The organism is Thioclava sp. DLFJ5-1, assembly GCF_002020115.1.
GTDB lineage: Bacteria > Pseudomonadota > Alphaproteobacteria > Rhodobacterales > Rhodobacteraceae > Thioclava > Thioclava sediminum.
Window position 1 is genome coordinate 222,322 of the sequence record NZ_MPZU01000002.1, and the last position, 16,431, is coordinate 238,752.

Sequence of the window (16,431 nt, forward strand, 5' to 3'; positions counted from 1 at the left end):
GCTTATCGGTCGGACGAGGTTTCTGCCTCGTCCTGTTCGCCCGTCACCTCGTTCTTCACCTGACCCCATGTGAGCAGCGTGAAGACCGCCGTGCCGCCCGCGACATTGCCCGCGAGCACCGGCAGGAAGAACCGGCTGAACGCCTCGGCAAGGCTCATCTGGCCTGCCCAGACCAGCAGCCCCGCCTCGACCGAGCCCGCGATGACGTGGGCCGAACCGGAGGCGGCGAGCAGCCATGTCATCGCGAGGATCACGAGGAAGGAACTGCCCTGCGCGGCGGGCATGATCCATACAACGGCCGCGATGATGATGCCCGCAGGCATCGCGCGGTAGAAGTTCTGCCCCATATCCCCATCGGTCGCGTGACGCGCCACCGCGAGCAGGCTGTCGGTCATCTCGTCCGGGATAACATGCGGGATGCTCAGGAAGCCCGAGGCGATTGCGCAACCCAGCACGTTGGAGGCCAGCACAATCGCCCAGAGCCGCAGCATCTTCAGCAGGCAGGTCAGCGAGCGGTCCGCCACCACGGGCAGCACGGTCGTGATCGTGTTCTCGGTAAACAGCTGCATCCGCCCGAAGATCACCACCATGAACCCGGCCGAATAGCCAAGCGACTCGACCAGTATCCGCCAGTCCTCATCGGGCAGACGGGCATGCAGGCTCGCCTGCGCGATGACCGAGAGGCTGATGAGGATGCCCGCCGCGAGACCCGACCACACGAGCGAGATCAGCGGGCGGTTCAGCTCTTCGTCGCCGTCATGGCGGATCACGGCATAGATCAGCCGCGCCGAGAGGCGCGACGCCTGCATCACCGAGCGCTTTTCGTGTCTTTCGCGCACGGCATTCGAGGCTTTCGCGCCCTCGTCGTCGGGCTGGTTTTGATCGTTACTCTGGGAACCATGTGATTTCATAAATCCAGAACACCGCCAGGCGTTCTTTGTTCCCGAGCCGCGACCGCATCATCCCTGTTCGCTGGCGAACACCTTGTCGATCATCGCCTGCGTGCCGCGGGCGTCCTCAAGCGTCCACATATAAGGGGCGCCCTCGGTGACATGGCGCACGAAGGCCTCCACCTGGATCACGTATTGATTGACGCCCGGATAGCGGATCACCTCGTCCGGTTTGCCTTTGCGGATCAGGGTGACTTCGGCCTGATCGAAGACATTCGCGTTGAACGGGCAGGTGACGCGGATCACGCCTTCGGAACCTTGGAACACCGCTTCCTGACGCGGGTGCAGCCGGGTCGAGGTCATCGCGCCATAGGTGAAGCGGCCTTTGTCGGAGATCATCTCGCCGGTGACCTGCGCGAAGGTGTCGACATCGTTCTCGCGATGGATGACGGCGCGCAGTTCGCCCGGCTCGGCCCGGGCTGCGAAACGCACGCAGGAATAGGCATAGACGCCGATATCGGGGATCGAGCCGCCGCCCATCTCCGGCTTGTTGCGGATATTGGTGGGGTCGGGGTTGTTGAAGGTGAAGGCCACATCGGCGTGACGCAGCTCGCCGATCGCGCCCGCATCGAGCCAGTCGCGCACCTGCTGCCATTGCGGGTGATGCACGATCATATAGGCTTCGGTCGCGAATTCACCGGAGGCGTCGCGCGCGTCTATCAGCCCGTCGATCTCTTCGGCCTTCATCGCGATCGGCTTTTCCGTCAGCACATGCTTGCCTGCCGCCAAAGCCTTCTTCGTCCATTCGACATGAAGCGTGTTGGGCAGCGGGATATAGACCACGTCGATCTCGGGGTCTGCGAGCAGCGCGTCATAGCTGTCATGAACCTTAAGATCGGGCGCGAAGGCCTTGAACGGATCGGCTTTTTCGGGGCTCGACGTCGCGAGCGCCGCCAGCCGCGCGCCCTCAGCCGCGTGGATCGCCCGGCCCATATGTTCGCGCGCGAATTTCGCAGCTCCCAGAATGCCCCAGTTCAAAACGGTCATGTGATAGCCTCCCTTTCTCGCCGCGATGGTAGCGCAATCAGGGCCGGGTGCAACGGGGGCGCGTTGACCGGGTGTCGCGCATCGCTAGGCTGGGTCGAAACGGAAGGGGGCGCCGGAGATGCGCGTGATTACGATGCTTCTCAGCCTCGGGCTGACGCTTGCCTTCGGCTATGCCTATTACGCGCAATATTTCCGCTGGCGGGGCTGCTTCAACGAAACGGGGCGCTGCTTCGATCCGGAGGAGGGCGTTGTCTATCATGCGCAATCCGGCGCGGTCTGGCTGGCGCTCACCAGCATGGCCTTCGTCGTTTTCCTGTACCAATTGCGGCACATGATGCGGGCGCGTCGATAGCTTTCGGCGCTGCGCAAAGAGGCACAAAGAAAATCGCCGCCCCCAGATGGGAACGGCGAGATACTTCGACACTCGTTACCAGTCGCGCGTCAGTCGGGCACGTTCATACCTTTTTCGCGTGCCAATTCGGTCATGCGCTTTTGCAGCTTCTCGAAGGCGCGGACCTCGATCTGGCGGATACGCTCGCGCGAGACGTCATAGACGCCCGAAAGCTCCTCCAGCGTGACCGGGTCGTCGCGCAGGCGGCGCTGCATCAGGATGTCCTTCTCGCGATCGTTGAGGACATCCATCGCGTCCATCAGCATCTCGCGGCGGGCTTCCATCTCTTCGGTCTCGGCATAGGCCTCGGCCTGATCGGCATCCTCGTCTTCGAGCCAATCCTGCCATTGCGCCGCCCCGCCTTCGTCACCGGCGCCGATCTGCGCGTTCAGCGAAGCGTCCGAGCCCGACATGCGCCGGTTCATCGAGATCACTTCTTCCTCGGTCACGTTCAGATCGGTCGCGATCTGCTTGACGTTCTCGGGGCGCATATCGCCGTCTTCATAGGCGCCGATCTTGGACTTCGCCTTGCGCAGGTTGAAGAACAGCTTCTTCTGCGCCGAGGTGGTGCCCAGTTTCACGAGGCTCCACGAGCGCAGGATGTATTCCTGAATCGCGGCGCGGATCCACCACATCGCGTAGGTCGCGAGGCGGAACCCCTTTTCGGGATCGAAGCGCTTCACGGCCTGCATCAGACCGACATTGGCCTCCGAGATCACCTCGGCCTGCGGCAGGCCATAGCCGCGATAGCCCATCGCGATCTTCGCGGCGAGACGCAGGTGCGAGGTCACCATCTGGTGCGCGGCCTCGGTATCCTGATGATCGGCCCAACGCTTGGCCAGCATGTATTCTTGTTCCGGCTCCAGAAGCGGGAACTTCCGGATTTCCTGAAGATAGCGGTTCAGCCCCTGCTCAGGACTCGGGGCCGGAAGGTTTGTATAGCTCGTCATCGTCTCCCATGTCTCCCTTTTGGCGGCTGCTCAATATGGGGATATCTCCCCGTTCTTTCAAGAAACGCAGGGCAGTGGCGATTGGTTCACCGAAAGCCGCCCTGACGCAGTCGCATAGAAAGATCAACGTATCGTAACGGGATTTCCGTCGCGCATGTGTAAAAAAACATCTGACGCCTCACAAGATCGGGGCGAGGACCGACATCAGATTGTTGATGATTTTCCAGTGAAGGGGCCATTCCGCGATGCGTTCCGGACCGATCCGGCGGGCCTGCGCGATCCAGTGACGCTGGCGTTCGCCAAGCGCGAGCCCCAGTTCGTGATCCTCGATCAGCACGCAGTTCTCGTAGTTCAGCTCGAAGCTGCGGCGGTCGAGATTGGCCGAGCCGAGGATCGCCACGCGGCCATCGGCCAGCAGGGTCTTGGCGTGCAGTAGGCCCGGCCCATGCTCCCAGATCTCGACGCCCGCCTCGGCCAGCACCGGATAGAAGCTGCGCGCGGCATGGGCGACAAAGCGCGAGTCGTTGCGCCTTGGCACGATCACCTGCACCCGCACGCCCCGGCGCTTGGCGGCGCGCAGCGCCGAGGCGATTTCCTCGCCCGGCACGAAATAGGGGGTCGAGAGCGTCAGCGTCTCGCGCGCGGCCCCGATCACCGCAAGGAAGACATCCGGCACCCCGCGCGTGTCCAGCATCGGCCCCGTCGCGAAGGCGACCGCTGTTCCGGGCCGCGCGGTTGGCGCGGCGGGGGTCGGGATCACGAGGTCCGAGATTTCCTCGTGGCTATGTGTCACCCAGTCGGTCGCGAAGATATGCTGATGCTGGGCGGCGAGCGGCCCCTCGATCCGGAGCATCACATCGGTCCAGGGCGCGAAGCGCGCCTTGATGCGGAATTCGGGGTCGGCGAGGTTGCGCGAGCCGGTATAGGCCACATGCCCGTCGATTACGGCGAGCTTGCGGTGATTGCGCAGATCGATCCGCATCGTCGCGAGCTTGAAAAGCGGCCAGCGGAAGGAAAAGGCGATCGCGGTCTTCACGCCAGCCTTCTTCATCGCCCGCCAGTGGCGCGACTTGATGAAGGCGCGCGCGCCAAGCCCGTCGACGAGGATGCGCACCTGCACCCCGCGTTCTGCCGCACGGGTCAGTGCCTCGGCCATGGCGATGCCGGTCAGATCGCTCAGCCAGATATAGGTGATGAGGTGCACGCTCTGGGTGGCGGCGTCGATATCGGCAATCAGCGGTTCCAGCTGATCGGCCGGGTCGGGCAGGAAGGTGATCGCATCGCCGGTGCTGGGCGCATAGCCGTTGATGGCGGCGGCCCGTGCAAAGGCCGCGCGATATTCCGGTGTGACGGCCTCGAGGTCTTCAGGCTCGACCGGATCGGGGGCGGGCAGGGCGTCCACCGTCGCCTGCAGCTTGCGCGCGATGCGCTGGTTGAGCCGCGTTTCGCCGATCAGGATATAAAGGATGACGCCGAGGAAGGGCACCGACAGGATCAGCACGGTCCAGCTTGCGCGCACCGCAGGCGGTTTGTCGGGCCGGGTGAGCACCCGCAAAAGCGCGAGCACCTGAGAGCCGAAGTGAATCAGCAGCGTCAGAAGCTCGGCCCACCAGACGTTCACGGGCCCGTGCCGCCGGTTGGGGGCGCGGAGGCGGCGCGCAATGCGTCGATCAGCGCGGTCATGTCCTCGGGCAGGGGCGCCTCGAAGGACAGTTCCTCCTCGGTGACCGGATGGATGAAGCCCAGCGTTGCCGCATGGAGCGCCTGACGCGGGAAGGCGCGCACGGCCTCTGCCGCTGCGGCGCCCACCGCTTTTTCCGAGATCTTGCGCTTGCCGCCATAGGTCTGATCGCCGATCAGCCCGTGGCCCGCATAGGCCATGTGGACGCGGATCTGATGGGTGCGCCCGGTCTCCAGCCAGCAGTCGATCAGCGCGGCCGTGCCGTTGAAATCCTCGATCGTGCGGGCGCGGGTCACGGCGTGGCGCCCGCCATTGGCGACCACCGCCTGCTTCTGCCGGTCGGTCTTGTGGCGCGCAAGTTGCGTTACGATCTTCAGCACACCGCCTTGCTCGAAGCTGACGCCGTTAAGCCCGCGCAGACGCGGATCGGAGGCCTGCGGCACGCCGTGGCAGAGCGCGCGGTAATGGCGATGCACCGTGTGCGCCTCAAATTGCGCCGCCAGCCCGTGATGCGCCCGGTCCGATTTCGCGACGACCAGCAGCCCCGAGGTGTCCTTGTCGATGCGGTGCACGATGCCGGGGCGCGCCTCGCCGCCGATACCCGAGAGATTGCCGCCGAAATGGTGCAGCAGCGCGTTCACGAGCGTGCCTTCCGGCGTGCCCGGCGCGGGGTGCGTAACCATGCCAGCAGGCTTGTTCACCACGATCAGGTCGTCGTCCTCCCACAGCACTTCGAGGGGGATGTCCTGCGCGACCGTCTCGACCTCTTTCGGAGGCTCCAGCGCGATCTGATAGACCTCGCCCTCGGCGACCTTGGTCTTCTGGTCTGTCACGGCCACGCCTTCGCGGCTGACCGAGCCCTCCGCGATCAGTTTCGCCAGACGCGAGCGCGAGAGGGCCGCTTCCTCTGGCACAGCCGCCGCCAAGGCCTTATCAAGGCGGGGGCCCATGCCGGGTCCGATCTCGATGCTGAGGATTTCCTTATTCATGTCCGACCTGCCTGACGAAGAGCCTGCCACCACGCTGCCACCCGATCTTCGCTTTCTCAAGATACTGGTGACCACGCTTGCGGCTGTGATGATCGTCGGGCTTGTAGCGATCGTGGCGCTGCTTGTCATCCGCTTGCAGCAACCCAATCCGCTGCCGCAGCTGCCCGCTGCGATCACGCTGCCCGAAGGCGCTGCGGCCGAGGCCGTGACCTTTGCGCGCAGCTATACGGTGGTCGTTACCGATGGGGGGCAGGTGCTGGTCTATGACAAGGCCGGGCAGAAGGTCGGCGATCTGACGCTCGGCGCTGAGGGTGGGATGACCGATGGAAATTGACCTCGAGATCGAAGACCCCCGCTGGGAAACCGTTGGCCTGGAAGACCTGATCACCCGTGCCGCAACGCTGGTGCTGGAGGATCGCGGGATCGAGGCGGAGCTCTGCCGCCTCTCGGTTCTCGCCTGTGACGACGCCCGCATCGCAGAACTGAACGGCGAATATCGCGACAAGGCGAAGCCCACCAATGTGCTCAGTTGGCCTGCCGAGGAGCGCGGCGCGGAAGAGCCCGGCGCGCATCCCGAACCGCCCACGCCCGATGTCTTCGGCGAAATCGAGCTCGGCGACCTCGCGATTGCCTATGAAACCTGCGCCCGAGAGGCTGAAGAACAAGGCAAATCCGTCGAAGATCACACGCTGCATTTGCTCATCCACGCGGTGCTGCATCTGTTGGGCTATGACCATATTCGCGACGAAGATGCGCAAGTTATGGAACAAATCGAAATCCGCCTTCTTGAAAGCGTAGGAATTCGTAACCCATATGTGTAAGACTAGGCGCAACGCCGCGTCATCTTTCGGAAAGGAACAATGGGACAGGTCGCCGACGGAGTTACCTCCGCCAATACCGGTAGTTCGGAAAACGCAGAACCCGGTCAGTCTTCGGAGCCCGCTTCGCGCGGGTTGCTCAGCCGCTTCTTCGGGCAACGCCCCATGGAAGAAGAGGCACCACAGGTAGAGATGCCGCCCAAACCCGCGCCAGCGCCGCTGGGGCTCGGGAACCTGCGCAAGATGCGGGTGGGCGATGTCGCCATTCCCAAAGTCGAGATCGAGGCCGTTCCGGTCTCCATCACCCGCGACGAGTTGGTGGAGAAGTTCCGTCAGCACGGTTATTCGCGGCTGCCGGTCTTCAAGGAAACGCTCGATACGCCGCTGGGCCTTGTTCACTTGAAGGACTTGGCGCTGGAATACGGCTTCGGCTCGGGCAATGGCCGGTTCTCGCTGCGCAAGCTGATCCGTCCGCTTCTTTACGTGCCGCCGTCGATGCCGATCGGTGTGCTTCTACAGAAGATGCAGGTGCAGCGGACTCATATGGCGCTGGTGATCGACGAATATGGCGGGGTCGACGGGTTGCTCACGCTCGAGGACCTGATCGAACAGGTGATCGGCGAGATCGAGGACGAGCACGACGAGGCCGACGACGCCTATTGGCGCGAGGAAAAGCCCGGCCAATGGGTCGTGCAAGCCCGCGCGCCGGTCAACGAGTTCGAAGCGCAGATCGGGATGCGGCTGTCCGACGAGGAAGCCGATGACGAGATCGATTCGATGGGCGGTCTGGTCTTCATGCAGCTTGGCCGTGTGCCCGCCCGTGGCGAGGTCGTGGTGACCGAGAACGGCGTCGAATACGAGGTGGTCGATGCCGATCCGCGCCGCATCAAACGTCTGCGCGTACGTCTGCCGGGAGTGGCGCCCGCCGAGTGAGCGGGCTATGACGCGCCCATGATCGCGACCCTCCGAAACGGCTTTCGCGCACCGTTGCGCCCGCGCTGGCAGAGCTTGGTTCTGGCAGCGCTCTTCGGCGTGCTGTTCGCCGCCGGGCAGGCGCCCTTGGGTCTATGGTGGATCGCGCTGCCCGCGCTGGCGGCCTCCGTCTGGTTCGCCTCCGCCGAACGCTGGCGGGCTTCCGTGATCTGGATCGGGTTCGCCACCGGCTTCGGCTATGCGCTGGCCGCGATGTTCTGGATCGTCGAGCCTTTCATGGTCGAGGCCGATGTCTATGGCTGGATGGCGCCGTTTGCGCTGGTCCTGATGGCTGCGGGCATGGGCGCGTTCTGGGCGATCGGCTACGGGCTCGGGGCCTATGCGGGGCAGGGGCCGCGCTCGCGGGCCTTGGGAATAGCGCTTGGCATGGCGGCCTCGGATGCGCTGCGCTCCTACGTCTTCACCGGGTTTCCGTGGGTGCTGGTCGGCCATATCTGGATCGGCACGCCCATCGCGCAGGCGGCGGCCTTTGTCGGGCCGCTGGGGCTGAGCCTGATCACGATGCTGATCGCAAGCGCACCCGCGATGACGCGCGGGATGCGGATGCCTACCGCCTTCGGGATCGTGGGCGCGGCGCTGGTCGTGCTGGTCGGGCTGTGGCTTGGCGGGGTAGCGCGGCTCAATGCGCCGGTGGCGCCGAGGGCTGAGCCGATCACCCTGCGGCTGGTGCAGCCCAACGCGCCGCAGAACCTGAAATGGCTGCCGGAATACCGGATGAAGTTCTTCCAGCGGCTGCTGGACCTGACGAAGGCCGATCCCGCGCCCGGTCAGCCCAAGCCGGACCTGATCGTCTGGCCTGAAACTGCGGTGCCTTTCCTGCTTGATCGTCCGCAGGGCGGGCTCGAGATGTCGACCGAAGCGGCAGGGGGCATTCCGCTCGCGATGGGGGTGCAGCGCAGTGAAGGCAGCCGCTATTTCAACTCGCTGGCCGTCATCAGCCCCGATGACCAAATCGAGGCGCTTTACGACAAATCCCACCTCGTGCCCTTTGGCGAATACATGCCCTTCGGCGATACGCTGGCGAAGATCGGGATCACCGCCTTCGCGGCGCAGGTCGGCAATGGCTATTCGGCGGGGCCGGGGGAGAAGCTTCTCGATCTGGGCAAGCTCGGCCATGTCGCGCCGCTCATCTGCTACGAGGCGATCTTCCCGCAGGACCTGCGCGGCTTCACGCAGCGCCCCGACTGGATCTTGCAGGTCACGAATGACGCGTGGTTCGGCACGCTTAGCGGTCCCTATCAGCATTTCGCGCAGGCGCGGCTCCGCGCGATCGAGCAGGGCCTGCCGCTTGCGCGCGATGCCAATACCGGCGTCACCGCGATGGTGGACGCGAAGGGGCGGATCACGGCGAGCCTCGGGTTGGACAAAATGGGCAAGCTGGACGTCGAATTGCCGCCGAGCCTGCCGCCGACGCTCTATTCCAAGCTGGGTGACGCACCGTTCATCGCGCTGATTGTTGCAGCGTTAGCGCTTCTTTCAATCTTTGCGCGTATTTCGATTGACCCGGCCGGCAGGCGCTCCTAGCTAGAAGGCCGAACCACCCCAACGGCTTCCTGACGGGGTGGGGATATCAACAACGGAGCACCCCTTCATGGCACGCGCGAATTACGTCTTCACCTCCGAATCCGTTTCGGAGGGGCATCCCGATAAGGTCTGTGACCGGATTTCGGATGCCGTTCTCGATACTTTCCTGGCAGCTGAGCCCAACGCGCGGGTGGCCTGCGAGACCTTCGCGACGACCAACCAGGTCGTGGTCGGCGGCGAGGTCGGTCTGGCCGACAAAACGAAACTCGCCGAATATCTCGAAGGCATCGACAAGATCGTGCGCGAATGCGTCAAGGATATCGGCTACGAGCAGGACGAGTTTCACTGGGCGACGCTGAAAGTCGCGAACTTCCTGCACCCGCAATCGGCCCATATCTCGCAGGGCGTCGACAAGGACGGGGCCGGCGATCAGGGGATCATGTTCGGCTTCGCTTCGGACGAGACGCCCGAATTGATGCCCGCACCGATCCATTACTCGCACGCGATCCTGCGCCGTCTCGCCGAGGCGCGCAAATCGGGCGCCGAGCCCGAGCTGCGCCCCGACGCGAAATCGCAGCTGTCGGTGCGCTACGAGAATGGCCGCCCGGTGGGTGTGAGCCAGATCGTGCTCTCGACCCAGCACGCGCATGAGCATCAGACCTCGGACGATATCCGCGCCATCGTGGAGCCCTATATCCGCGAGACCCTGCCCGAGGGCTGGATCACGCCGGAGACCGAATGGTGGGTGAACCCGACCGGCACCTTCGTGATCGGCGGTCCGGATGGCGATGCGGGCCTCACTGGGCGCAAGATCATCGTGGATACTTATGGTGGCTCGGCCCCGCATGGCGGCGGTGCGTTCTCGGGCAAGGATCCGACCAAGGTGGATCGCTCCGCGGCCTATGCGGCGCGCTATCTGGCGAAGAACGTGGTCGCTGCCGGCATGGCGCGCAAATGCGTGATCCAGGTGTCCTACGCGATCGGCGTGGCGAAACCGCTGTCGATCTATGTCGACACGTTCGGCACCGGCGAAGTGCCTGACGAGGTGATCGAAAAGGCCGTGGCGCAGGTGATGGACCTGACGCCGAAAGGCATCCGCGACACGCTCGATCTGTGCAAGCCGATCTACGAGCGCACTGCGGCTTACGGCCATTTCGGTCGCGCGCCGGAGGCTGATGGCGGCTTCTCGTGGGAGAAAACCGATCTGGTCGAGGCGCTGAAGAAAGCGGTCTGAGGCGAGAGCTTCCGGAATTAGCGACGGGCAGGGGGGAACCTCTGCCCGTTTTCTTTTTGCCGCGTTCGATAATGAGGGGCGCGTCCGACCCTTGGGTGGGCGCTTTCCTCCGCTTGTGGCTTGGCGCTTTATCTCGGAAGCCGCGAACGAAGTGAGAGCCCGCACTATCATCGCCAAAGCGCCCTCCCATGGGGAGGGTCGGGCGCGGCCCGGCCTAGCCGCCCGAGCCATTCGTTCGATACGGGGCCGCGAGGTTTGATTTGACGGCGGGTCTGCGTGGCCTTAGTGCCGCGCGAACGCTTCTCGACGGAAAGACCATCCCATGAGCACCGACACCTCCGGCCTGACCCAGCTGGGCCAATCGACCGACCTGCCGCAAACGCCCGACGAGGCCGTGCTGGAACGCGTGCCCCAGCCGCGCAAAGGCGAGCGCTATCTCGTGCGGTTCACAGCCCCCGAATTCACCTCGCTTTGCCCGCTGACCGGCCAGCCCGATTTCGCGCATATCATGATCGACTACGTCCCGCGCGACTGGCTGGTGGAGAGCAAATCGCTGAAGCTCTTCCTCGGCGCGTTCCGCAATCACGGGGCGTTTCACGAGGATTGCTCGGTGATGATCGGCCAGCGTCTGCGCGATCTTCTGGAGCCTGAATGGCTGCGCATCGGCGCCTATTGGTACCCGCGCGGCGGCATCCCGATCGACGTTTTCTGGCAGAGCGCGCCGAAGCCCGAGGATATGTGGATCCCCGATCAGGGCGTGCCGCCCTATCGCGGGCGTTGCTGAGCTGATCTTGCAATGAAAAAGGCCCCGTATCGGCGGGGCCTTTTCCGTTTTTCGGAGGGTGGGGCGCTGCCCTTGGCTGGTCGCCTCGGGCGTTGTCGCTTACGCGGTGACCCGGCCGCTGTGCTGGGTGTTTTCGCGGGCATCGAGCGACCATTTGCCCGCGCCCTGCGCCACGATCATCAGCATGCCGCCCGCGATCGAGATGTTCTTCATGAAGTTGATCATCTGGCCCTGCGCTTCCATGCCGGTCATGCCGAGGCTCGGGACGTAGTGGAACAGGAAGCCCGAGATGAGGCTGAAGCCCGCGAGCAGGAAAGCCACGATCCGCGTCTTCCAGCCAAGCAGCAATGCGATGCCGCCGCCCAGTTCGGTCAGGATCACGAGCGGCAGAAGCGCGCCGGGCACGCCCATCGCTTCCATGTAGCCTTGGGTCCCGGCATAGCCGGTGATTTTTTGAAAGCCCGCGATGATGAAGATCTGGGCGAGGAGGAGGCGGCCGAGCGGGGCCGCGAGGTCGGTGAGTTTCGTCATGGAATCTATCCTTTGTGTCGTCGTCTGATGGGCCCGGAGGCGATGGCGACAGGGTCTACATTGTGCGGAAAAATTTGGAATACCGATAAAATTACAGAATATGCGCAAAAACGAACAGAACTAGCGCTTTGCGATCCACCTTGCACCCCCAGCCCTTCCGCGCCACTCTCCGCCGAAAACCGGAGGAGAAAGACCATGCCCGACGCCCTGCGCTATGCCGCGATCATGCTTGCTGCCGGGATCGGCATTCCGGTCCTCGCCGCGCTCAACGCCCAGCTTGGCAGCCGCATCGGCTCGCCTGCGGTGGCGGCGGTGGTGCTGTTCTCCGTGGCGCTTCTGGGCGCGGTGCTGGCCGTCGCGGTCACGACAGGGCCCTCGGGCTTCGCGCGTATCCCCGATCAGCCGAAATACCTGTTTCTCGCAGGCGTGCTGATCGCCTTCTACGTGCTCTCGATCACCTTCATCGCGCCGCGGTTTGGGGTCGGCAATGCGGTGTTCTTCGTGCTGCTGGGCCAGATGATTTCGGCCGCCGCGATCGACCAGTTCGGGCTCTTCGGGGCACTCGTGCGACCGATCACCCTGCTGCGCGGGGCAGGGATCGGTTTCATGTGCCTCGGACTGTTCCTCATTCAGAAGGCTTGAACCTTTCGAGCGACGCGGCTAGAGGCCCCTCCCATGAGCGAGAATGACACCCCCGAACAACCCTGGCGCAACTTCTATGGTCGCCGCCACGGCAAGACGCTGAACAAGGCGCAGAAGGAATATCTGCGCGAGGACCTGCCGGGCCGTTTGCCCGGTCCCGTCGGTTGGGAGGAGAACCCCGACCGCGAACCGCTCGACATGGAGACGCGGTTCAAGGGCAAGCCGGTCTGGCTCGAAGTGGGCTTCGGCGGGGGCGAGCATCTGGCGCATATGGCGCAGAGCTATCCGGAGGTGGAGTTCATCGGCTGCGAGCCTTTCGTGAACGGCGTCGCGATGCTTCTGGGCAAGCTGCGGCGCGAGAAGATCGCGAACGTCGCGGTCCATCCCGGCGATGCGCGCGACCTGATGGACGTGCTGCCCGCGGGCTCGATCTCGAAGGCGTTTCTGCTTTATCCCGATCCGTGGCCGAAATCGAAGCACCACCGCAGGCGCTTCGTGACGCAGGAGCATCTCGAGCCGCTGCACCGCGCGCTCAAACCGGGATCGGAATTCCGCGTGGCGACCGACATCCCCGATTACGTCCGCCAGACCGTCGAGGAAGTCCCGCAGGCCGGATTCGAGCCTCTGTTCGACGTGCCCGCCGCCTTCGATTTCGACGATCCGCAGCCCGTTTCGGGCGATTGGGATACGCCGTGGGCGGACTGGCTCTCGACGCGCTACGAGCAGAAAGCGCTGCGTGAGGGCCGCAAGCCGCATTACCTGACCTATCGGCGGATCTGAGCCCTTCCGCCTCCCGCCAGATCGCGCTAACAGGGGCGCGTTGAAATAAGGGAGGCACTATGTCCGGCCACGGCACTCCGATCAAAATGACCTCGCGCGCTTGCGGGCCCCTGAAGGGCACGGCGGAGGTTCCCGGCGACAAGTCGATCAGCCACCGCGCGCTGATCCTTGGCGCGCTCTCGGTGGGCGAGACGAAGATCACCGGCCTGCTCGAAGGCGAAGACGTGCTCGACACGGCCAAGGCGATGCGCGCCTTCGGGGCCGAGGTGACGCAGCACGGTCCCGGCAGCTGGTCGGTGCATGGCGTGGGCGTGGGCGGCTTTGCCGAGCCCGAGGACGTGATCGATTGCGGCAATTCCGGCACCGGCGTGCGCCTGATCATGGGCGCGATGGCGACCTCGCCGATCGTTGCGACCTTCACCGGTGACGGCTCTTTGCGCAAACGCCCGATGGGCCGCGTGACCGACCCGATCCGGCTATTCGGGGCGCAGGCCTTCGGGCGTCATGGCGGGCGTCTGCCGATGACCATCCTCGGCGCGCCGAGCCCCGCGCCTGTGCGCTACGCGACGCCGATGGCCTCGGCGCAGGTGAAATCGGCGGTGCTGCTGGCGGGGCTGAACGCGCCGGGTCAGACCGTCGTGATCGAGAAGACCCCGACCCGCGATCATACCGAGCGGATGCTGCGCGGCTTCGGCGCCGAGATCACCACCAAGGTGACCGAGCAGGGCCATGTCATCACGCTGCAGGGCCAGCCGGAGCTGAAGGCCCAGGAGGTCGCCGTGCCGCGCGATCCGTCGTCTGCCGCCTTCCCGGTCTGTGCGGCGCTGATCGTGCCGGGCTCCGAGATCGTCGTGCCGGGCGTCAGCCAGAACCCGACGCGCAACGGGATCTTCATCACGCTGCGCGAGATGGGCGCCGATCTGACCTTCGAGAACGAGCGCGAAGAGGGCGGCGAGCCGGTGGCCGATCTGCGCGTGCGCTACTCCAAGCTGCACGGGATCGATGTGCCCGCCGAGCGCGCCTCGGCGCAGATCGACGAATATCCCGTCCTCTCGGTCGTGGCAGCTTATGCCGAAGGCGTGACCCGGATGCCCGGCGTGCATGAGCTGCGCGTGAAGGAAAGCGATCGGATCGACGCGATGGCGCGCGGGCTGGAAGCCAACGGCATCAAGATCGAGGAAGACGAGGACACGTTGATCGTGCATGGCTGCGGCCCCGAGGGCGTACCGGGCGGCGGCACCGCCGTGACCCATCTCGACCACCGGATCGCGATGAGCTTCATGGTGCTGGGCATGGCCGCGCAACAGCCGGTCTCGGTCGATGATGGCTCGCCCATTGCAACCTCCTTCCCGATCTTCGAGGACCTGATGGCCGGGCTTGGCGCGGAGATCGTCCGGGCGGACCGGTGAGCCGGGCGCAGGTCGCCTTTATCCTGCTCGCGGCCCTGACGGGGGCGGTCTATCTTGCGATGACGCTCGTTACCTTGCCGCATCTTCGGGATGCGGCGGGCGGTCTGGCGCCGTTCGATTTGCGTCCGGGTGGCTATAGTACTGCGCAGGCCCGTGCGCTCCTCGATGCGCTCGATGCTCCGGCGCGGCAGTATTACCTCTCGGTTCAGCAGCGGCTCGATCTTGTCTTTCCGGCCCTGGAGGCGGTGACGCTGATTGTCGCCTTCCGTACCCTTGCAAAGGGCTGGCTTGCCGTGGTGTTGTCGATCGTGGCTGCTCTTGGTGCTGTGTTTGACTATCTCGAAAATCATGCCGTCGCCGCATTGTTGCGGACCGGCACGGTCACGGATGACATGATCGCCTTTGCGAGCAGATGGACGCTTCTGAAGAGCGTCGCAGTCACTTTGAGCCTGACGGCCCTGGCGCTATTGATCCTGCGGGCAGTTTATTTGCGGATGAAACGATGAAATTCACAGTCGCCATCGATGGCCCCGCCGCTGCGGGCAAAGGTACGATCAGCCGGGCCGTGGCCGAGCGGTTCGGGCTGGCGCATCTCGATACCGGTGCGCTCTATCGCGCGGTCGGCATGAAATCCGAGACCGAGGGGCTGGAGCCCATCGATGCGGCCAAGGCGCTTTGTCCCGAGGATCTGGAGCGCGACGACCTGCGCACGATGGAAGCGGGGCAGGCGGCCTCGATCGTGGCCGCGATCCCCGAGGTGCGCGCGGCGCTGGTGGCGTTTCAGCGCGATTTCGCGGCGCGCGAGGGCGGCGCGGTGCTCGACGGGCGCGACATCGGCACGGTGATCTGCCCGCAGGCGGAGGTGAAGCTGTTCGTGACCGCCTCGCCGGAGGTGCGCGCGCATCGGCGCTGGCTGGAACTGGGCGGTGACGAGGCCGACGTGTTGGAGCAGGTGCGCGAGCGCGACGCCCGCGACATGGGCCGCGCCGACAGCCCGCTGCGCCCGGCGGTGGATGCGCTGGTGATCGACACCTCCGAGCTGAGCATCGAAGAGGCGGTCGCCCGCGCTGCCGATCAGATCGAGGCCCGCCGCGCGGGCGATCTGGACTAGGGGGCGGGGATGCTGCGCTGGGTTCTCCTCTCGCTGGTTCTTGCAACGCAGGCCACAGCCGAGGGGCGTCCGCAGGGCCTGCTGTGGAGCGAGACCGACCTGCCGCGCACCATGCCGCTGCAGATCAAATCCGCCCCGGACCGCGACCTTTATATCGTGCTGCGCGATGTCACGACCGGGCAGGACGTGATGGGCGCCTATGCGCAGGGCGGTGAATTCTTTCGCCTGCTGGTGCCTCCGGGACGGTTCGAAGTGCAGGTGGCGCTTGGGCCCGCAGAGGACTGGCAGGGCGGTGCTGCGCTGTTCGGCCCCGAGACGGAAAGGCTACGCCTCGACCCGCCGCTCGATTTCGGGGTCACAGGCTATGCGCGGAAAGGCGGCCATCTGATCGATCTGCGCGATCTCGGCGATATCGGCCAGAAAAGCCTTGGAATTTGCCAGCGCCTCGCGCTCGATTTCGACAGCGTGAACACTGCGCCGGAGGCGGTGCGCCCCGGCGTAAAGCCCCGTGATCCCATGGAAATACCGGAGTTCCCGGAGCCGAAATACCGCCGCGTCGACCGCATTTGCGATTGAAGAAAAGGGACGCGTGAAATATATCTTCACGAAGTGGTGAACTTTTTCCCCGACTCTCGCGTTGGGTATTGGTGGATGTAT

19 protein-coding genes and 1 riboswitch are annotated in these 16,431 nt (G+C 64.8%); of the genes, 13 read left to right on the forward strand and 6 right to left on the reverse strand.

Annotated elements, in window-relative coordinates; translation table 11 throughout:
• Window positions 1-2 precede the first annotated feature (2 nt).
• Together BMI86_RS08350 and BMI86_RS08355 are read right to left on the reverse strand one after the other, a co-directional pair.
• Window positions 3-911, reverse strand: coding sequence for a formate/nitrite transporter family protein (locus tag BMI86_RS08350; protein WP_078540664.1), 909 nt, complete (start codon window positions 909-911; stop codon window positions 3-5).
• 48 nt (window positions 912-959) lie between these two features.
• Window positions 960-1,937, reverse strand: a complete 978-nt coding sequence (locus BMI86_RS08355; protein WP_078540666.1) for a Gfo/Idh/MocA family oxidoreductase — start codon at window positions 1,935-1,937, stop codon at window positions 960-962.
• Between the two features lie 118 nt (window positions 1,938-2,055).
• Here BMI86_RS08355 and BMI86_RS08360 point away from each other — a divergent pair, with 118 nt between their 5' ends.
• The gene (locus BMI86_RS08360) at window positions 2,056-2,289 is read left to right on the forward strand and encodes a hypothetical protein (protein ID WP_078540668.1); all 234 of its coding nucleotides are present in this window, start codon (window positions 2,056-2,058) and stop codon (window positions 2,287-2,289) included.
• 89 nt (window positions 2,290-2,378) lie between these two features.
• Here BMI86_RS08360 and rpoH read toward each other — a convergent pair whose 3' ends face one another.
• From rpoH to BMI86_RS08375, 3 genes are all read right to left on the reverse strand, one after another.
• Window positions 2,379-3,278 carry an RNA polymerase sigma factor RpoH gene (gene rpoH, locus BMI86_RS08365; RefSeq protein ID WP_078520844.1) on the reverse strand — a complete coding sequence of 300 codons (900 nt, stop codon included), beginning with the start codon at window positions 3,276-3,278 and terminating at the stop codon, window positions 2,379-2,381.
• A 178-nt stretch (window positions 3,279-3,456) separates the two neighbouring features.
• Entirely contained in the window at window positions 3,457-4,899 is a 1,443-nt protein-coding gene (cls, locus tag BMI86_RS08370; protein WP_168173819.1) for a cardiolipin synthase, read from the reverse strand.
• Window positions 4,896-5,948 carry an RluA family pseudouridine synthase gene (locus BMI86_RS08375; protein WP_078540670.1) on the reverse strand — a complete coding sequence of 351 codons (1,053 nt, stop codon included), beginning with the start codon at window positions 5,946-5,948 and terminating at the stop codon, window positions 4,896-4,898. The genes cls and BMI86_RS08375 overlap by 4 nt, the downstream gene beginning before the upstream one ends.
• Here BMI86_RS08375 and BMI86_RS08380 point away from each other — a divergent pair.
• The 6 genes from BMI86_RS08380 (at window position 5,947) to queF (ending at window position 11,301) form a co-directional block, all read left to right on the forward strand.
• Window positions 5,947-6,282, forward strand: coding sequence for a DUF6476 family protein (locus tag BMI86_RS08380; protein WP_078540671.1), 336 nt, complete (start codon window positions 5,947-5,949; stop codon window positions 6,280-6,282). The two genes, BMI86_RS08375 and BMI86_RS08380, sit on opposite strands and share 2 nt — an antisense overlap.
• On the forward strand, window positions 6,272-6,769 hold the full coding sequence (gene ybeY, locus BMI86_RS08385; RefSeq protein WP_078540672.1) for an rRNA maturation RNase YbeY: 498 nt from the start codon (window positions 6,272-6,274) through the stop codon (window positions 6,767-6,769). The genes BMI86_RS08380 and ybeY overlap by 11 nt, the downstream gene beginning before the upstream one ends.
• Before the next feature lie 162 nt (window positions 6,770-6,931).
• Window positions 6,932-7,699 carry a hemolysin family protein gene (locus BMI86_RS08390; RefSeq protein ID WP_232621786.1) on the forward strand — a complete coding sequence of 256 codons (768 nt, stop codon included), beginning with the start codon at window positions 6,932-6,934 and terminating at the stop codon, window positions 7,697-7,699.
• An 18-nt stretch (window positions 7,700-7,717) separates the two neighbouring features.
• Window positions 7,718-9,283: an apolipoprotein N-acyltransferase gene (gene lnt, locus BMI86_RS08395; protein ID WP_078540673.1), complete on the forward strand. Its 1,566-nt coding sequence runs from the start codon at window positions 7,718-7,720 to the stop codon at window positions 9,281-9,283.
• Window positions 9,284-9,293: 10 nt separating this feature from the next.
• A riboswitch (SAM-SAH riboswitch) is annotated at window positions 9,294-9,343 on the forward strand.
• Between the two features lie 7 nt (window positions 9,344-9,350).
• Window positions 9,351-10,517: a methionine adenosyltransferase gene (gene metK, locus BMI86_RS08400; RefSeq protein WP_078540675.1), complete on the forward strand. Its 1,167-nt coding sequence runs from the start codon at window positions 9,351-9,353 to the stop codon at window positions 10,515-10,517.
• A gap of 322 nt (window positions 10,518-10,839) precedes the next feature.
• A complete protein-coding gene (queF, locus tag BMI86_RS08405) occupies window positions 10,840-11,301 on the forward strand; it encodes a preQ(1) synthase (RefSeq protein ID WP_078540677.1) in 462 nt (153 codons plus the stop codon).
• 99 nt (window positions 11,302-11,400) lie between these two features.
• Here queF and BMI86_RS08410 read toward each other — a convergent pair whose 3' ends face one another.
• Window positions 11,401-11,832 carry a DoxX family protein gene (locus BMI86_RS08410; protein ID WP_078540679.1) on the reverse strand — a complete coding sequence of 144 codons (432 nt, stop codon included), beginning with the start codon at window positions 11,830-11,832 and terminating at the stop codon, window positions 11,401-11,403.
• A 195-nt stretch (window positions 11,833-12,027) separates the two neighbouring features.
• Here BMI86_RS08410 and BMI86_RS08415 point away from each other — a divergent pair, with 195 nt between their 5' ends.
• The 6 genes from BMI86_RS08415 to BMI86_RS08440 are packed head-to-tail and all read left to right on the forward strand — an operon-like array spanning window position 12,028 to window position 16,350.
• Window positions 12,028-12,474 (forward strand): DMT family transporter, encoded by a 447-nt coding sequence (locus BMI86_RS08415; RefSeq protein WP_078540681.1) that lies wholly within the window; start codon window positions 12,028-12,030, stop codon window positions 12,472-12,474.
• Window positions 12,475-12,507: 33 nt separating this feature from the next.
• Window positions 12,508-13,254, forward strand: coding sequence for a tRNA (guanine(46)-N(7))-methyltransferase TrmB (locus BMI86_RS08420; protein ID WP_078540683.1), 747 nt, complete (start codon window positions 12,508-12,510; stop codon window positions 13,252-13,254).
• 59 nt (window positions 13,255-13,313) lie between these two features.
• A complete protein-coding gene (aroA, locus tag BMI86_RS08425; RefSeq protein WP_078540686.1) occupies window positions 13,314-14,663 on the forward strand; it encodes a 3-phosphoshikimate 1-carboxyvinyltransferase in 1,350 nt (449 codons plus the stop codon).
• Window positions 14,660-15,169, forward strand: coding sequence for a hypothetical protein (locus BMI86_RS08430; protein ID WP_078540688.1), 510 nt, complete (start codon window positions 14,660-14,662; stop codon window positions 15,167-15,169). The genes aroA and BMI86_RS08430 overlap by 4 nt, the downstream gene beginning before the upstream one ends.
• The gene (locus BMI86_RS08435; RefSeq protein ID WP_078540690.1) at window positions 15,166-15,774 is read left to right on the forward strand and encodes a d(CMP) kinase; all 609 of its coding nucleotides are present in this window, start codon (window positions 15,166-15,168) and stop codon (window positions 15,772-15,774) included. Before BMI86_RS08430 ends, BMI86_RS08435 begins: the two co-directional genes overlap by 4 nt.
• A 9-nt stretch (window positions 15,775-15,783) precedes the next feature.
• A complete protein-coding gene (locus BMI86_RS08440; protein ID WP_078540692.1) occupies window positions 15,784-16,350 on the forward strand; it encodes a hypothetical protein in 567 nt (188 codons plus the stop codon).
• Window positions 16,351-16,431 lie beyond the last annotated feature (81 nt).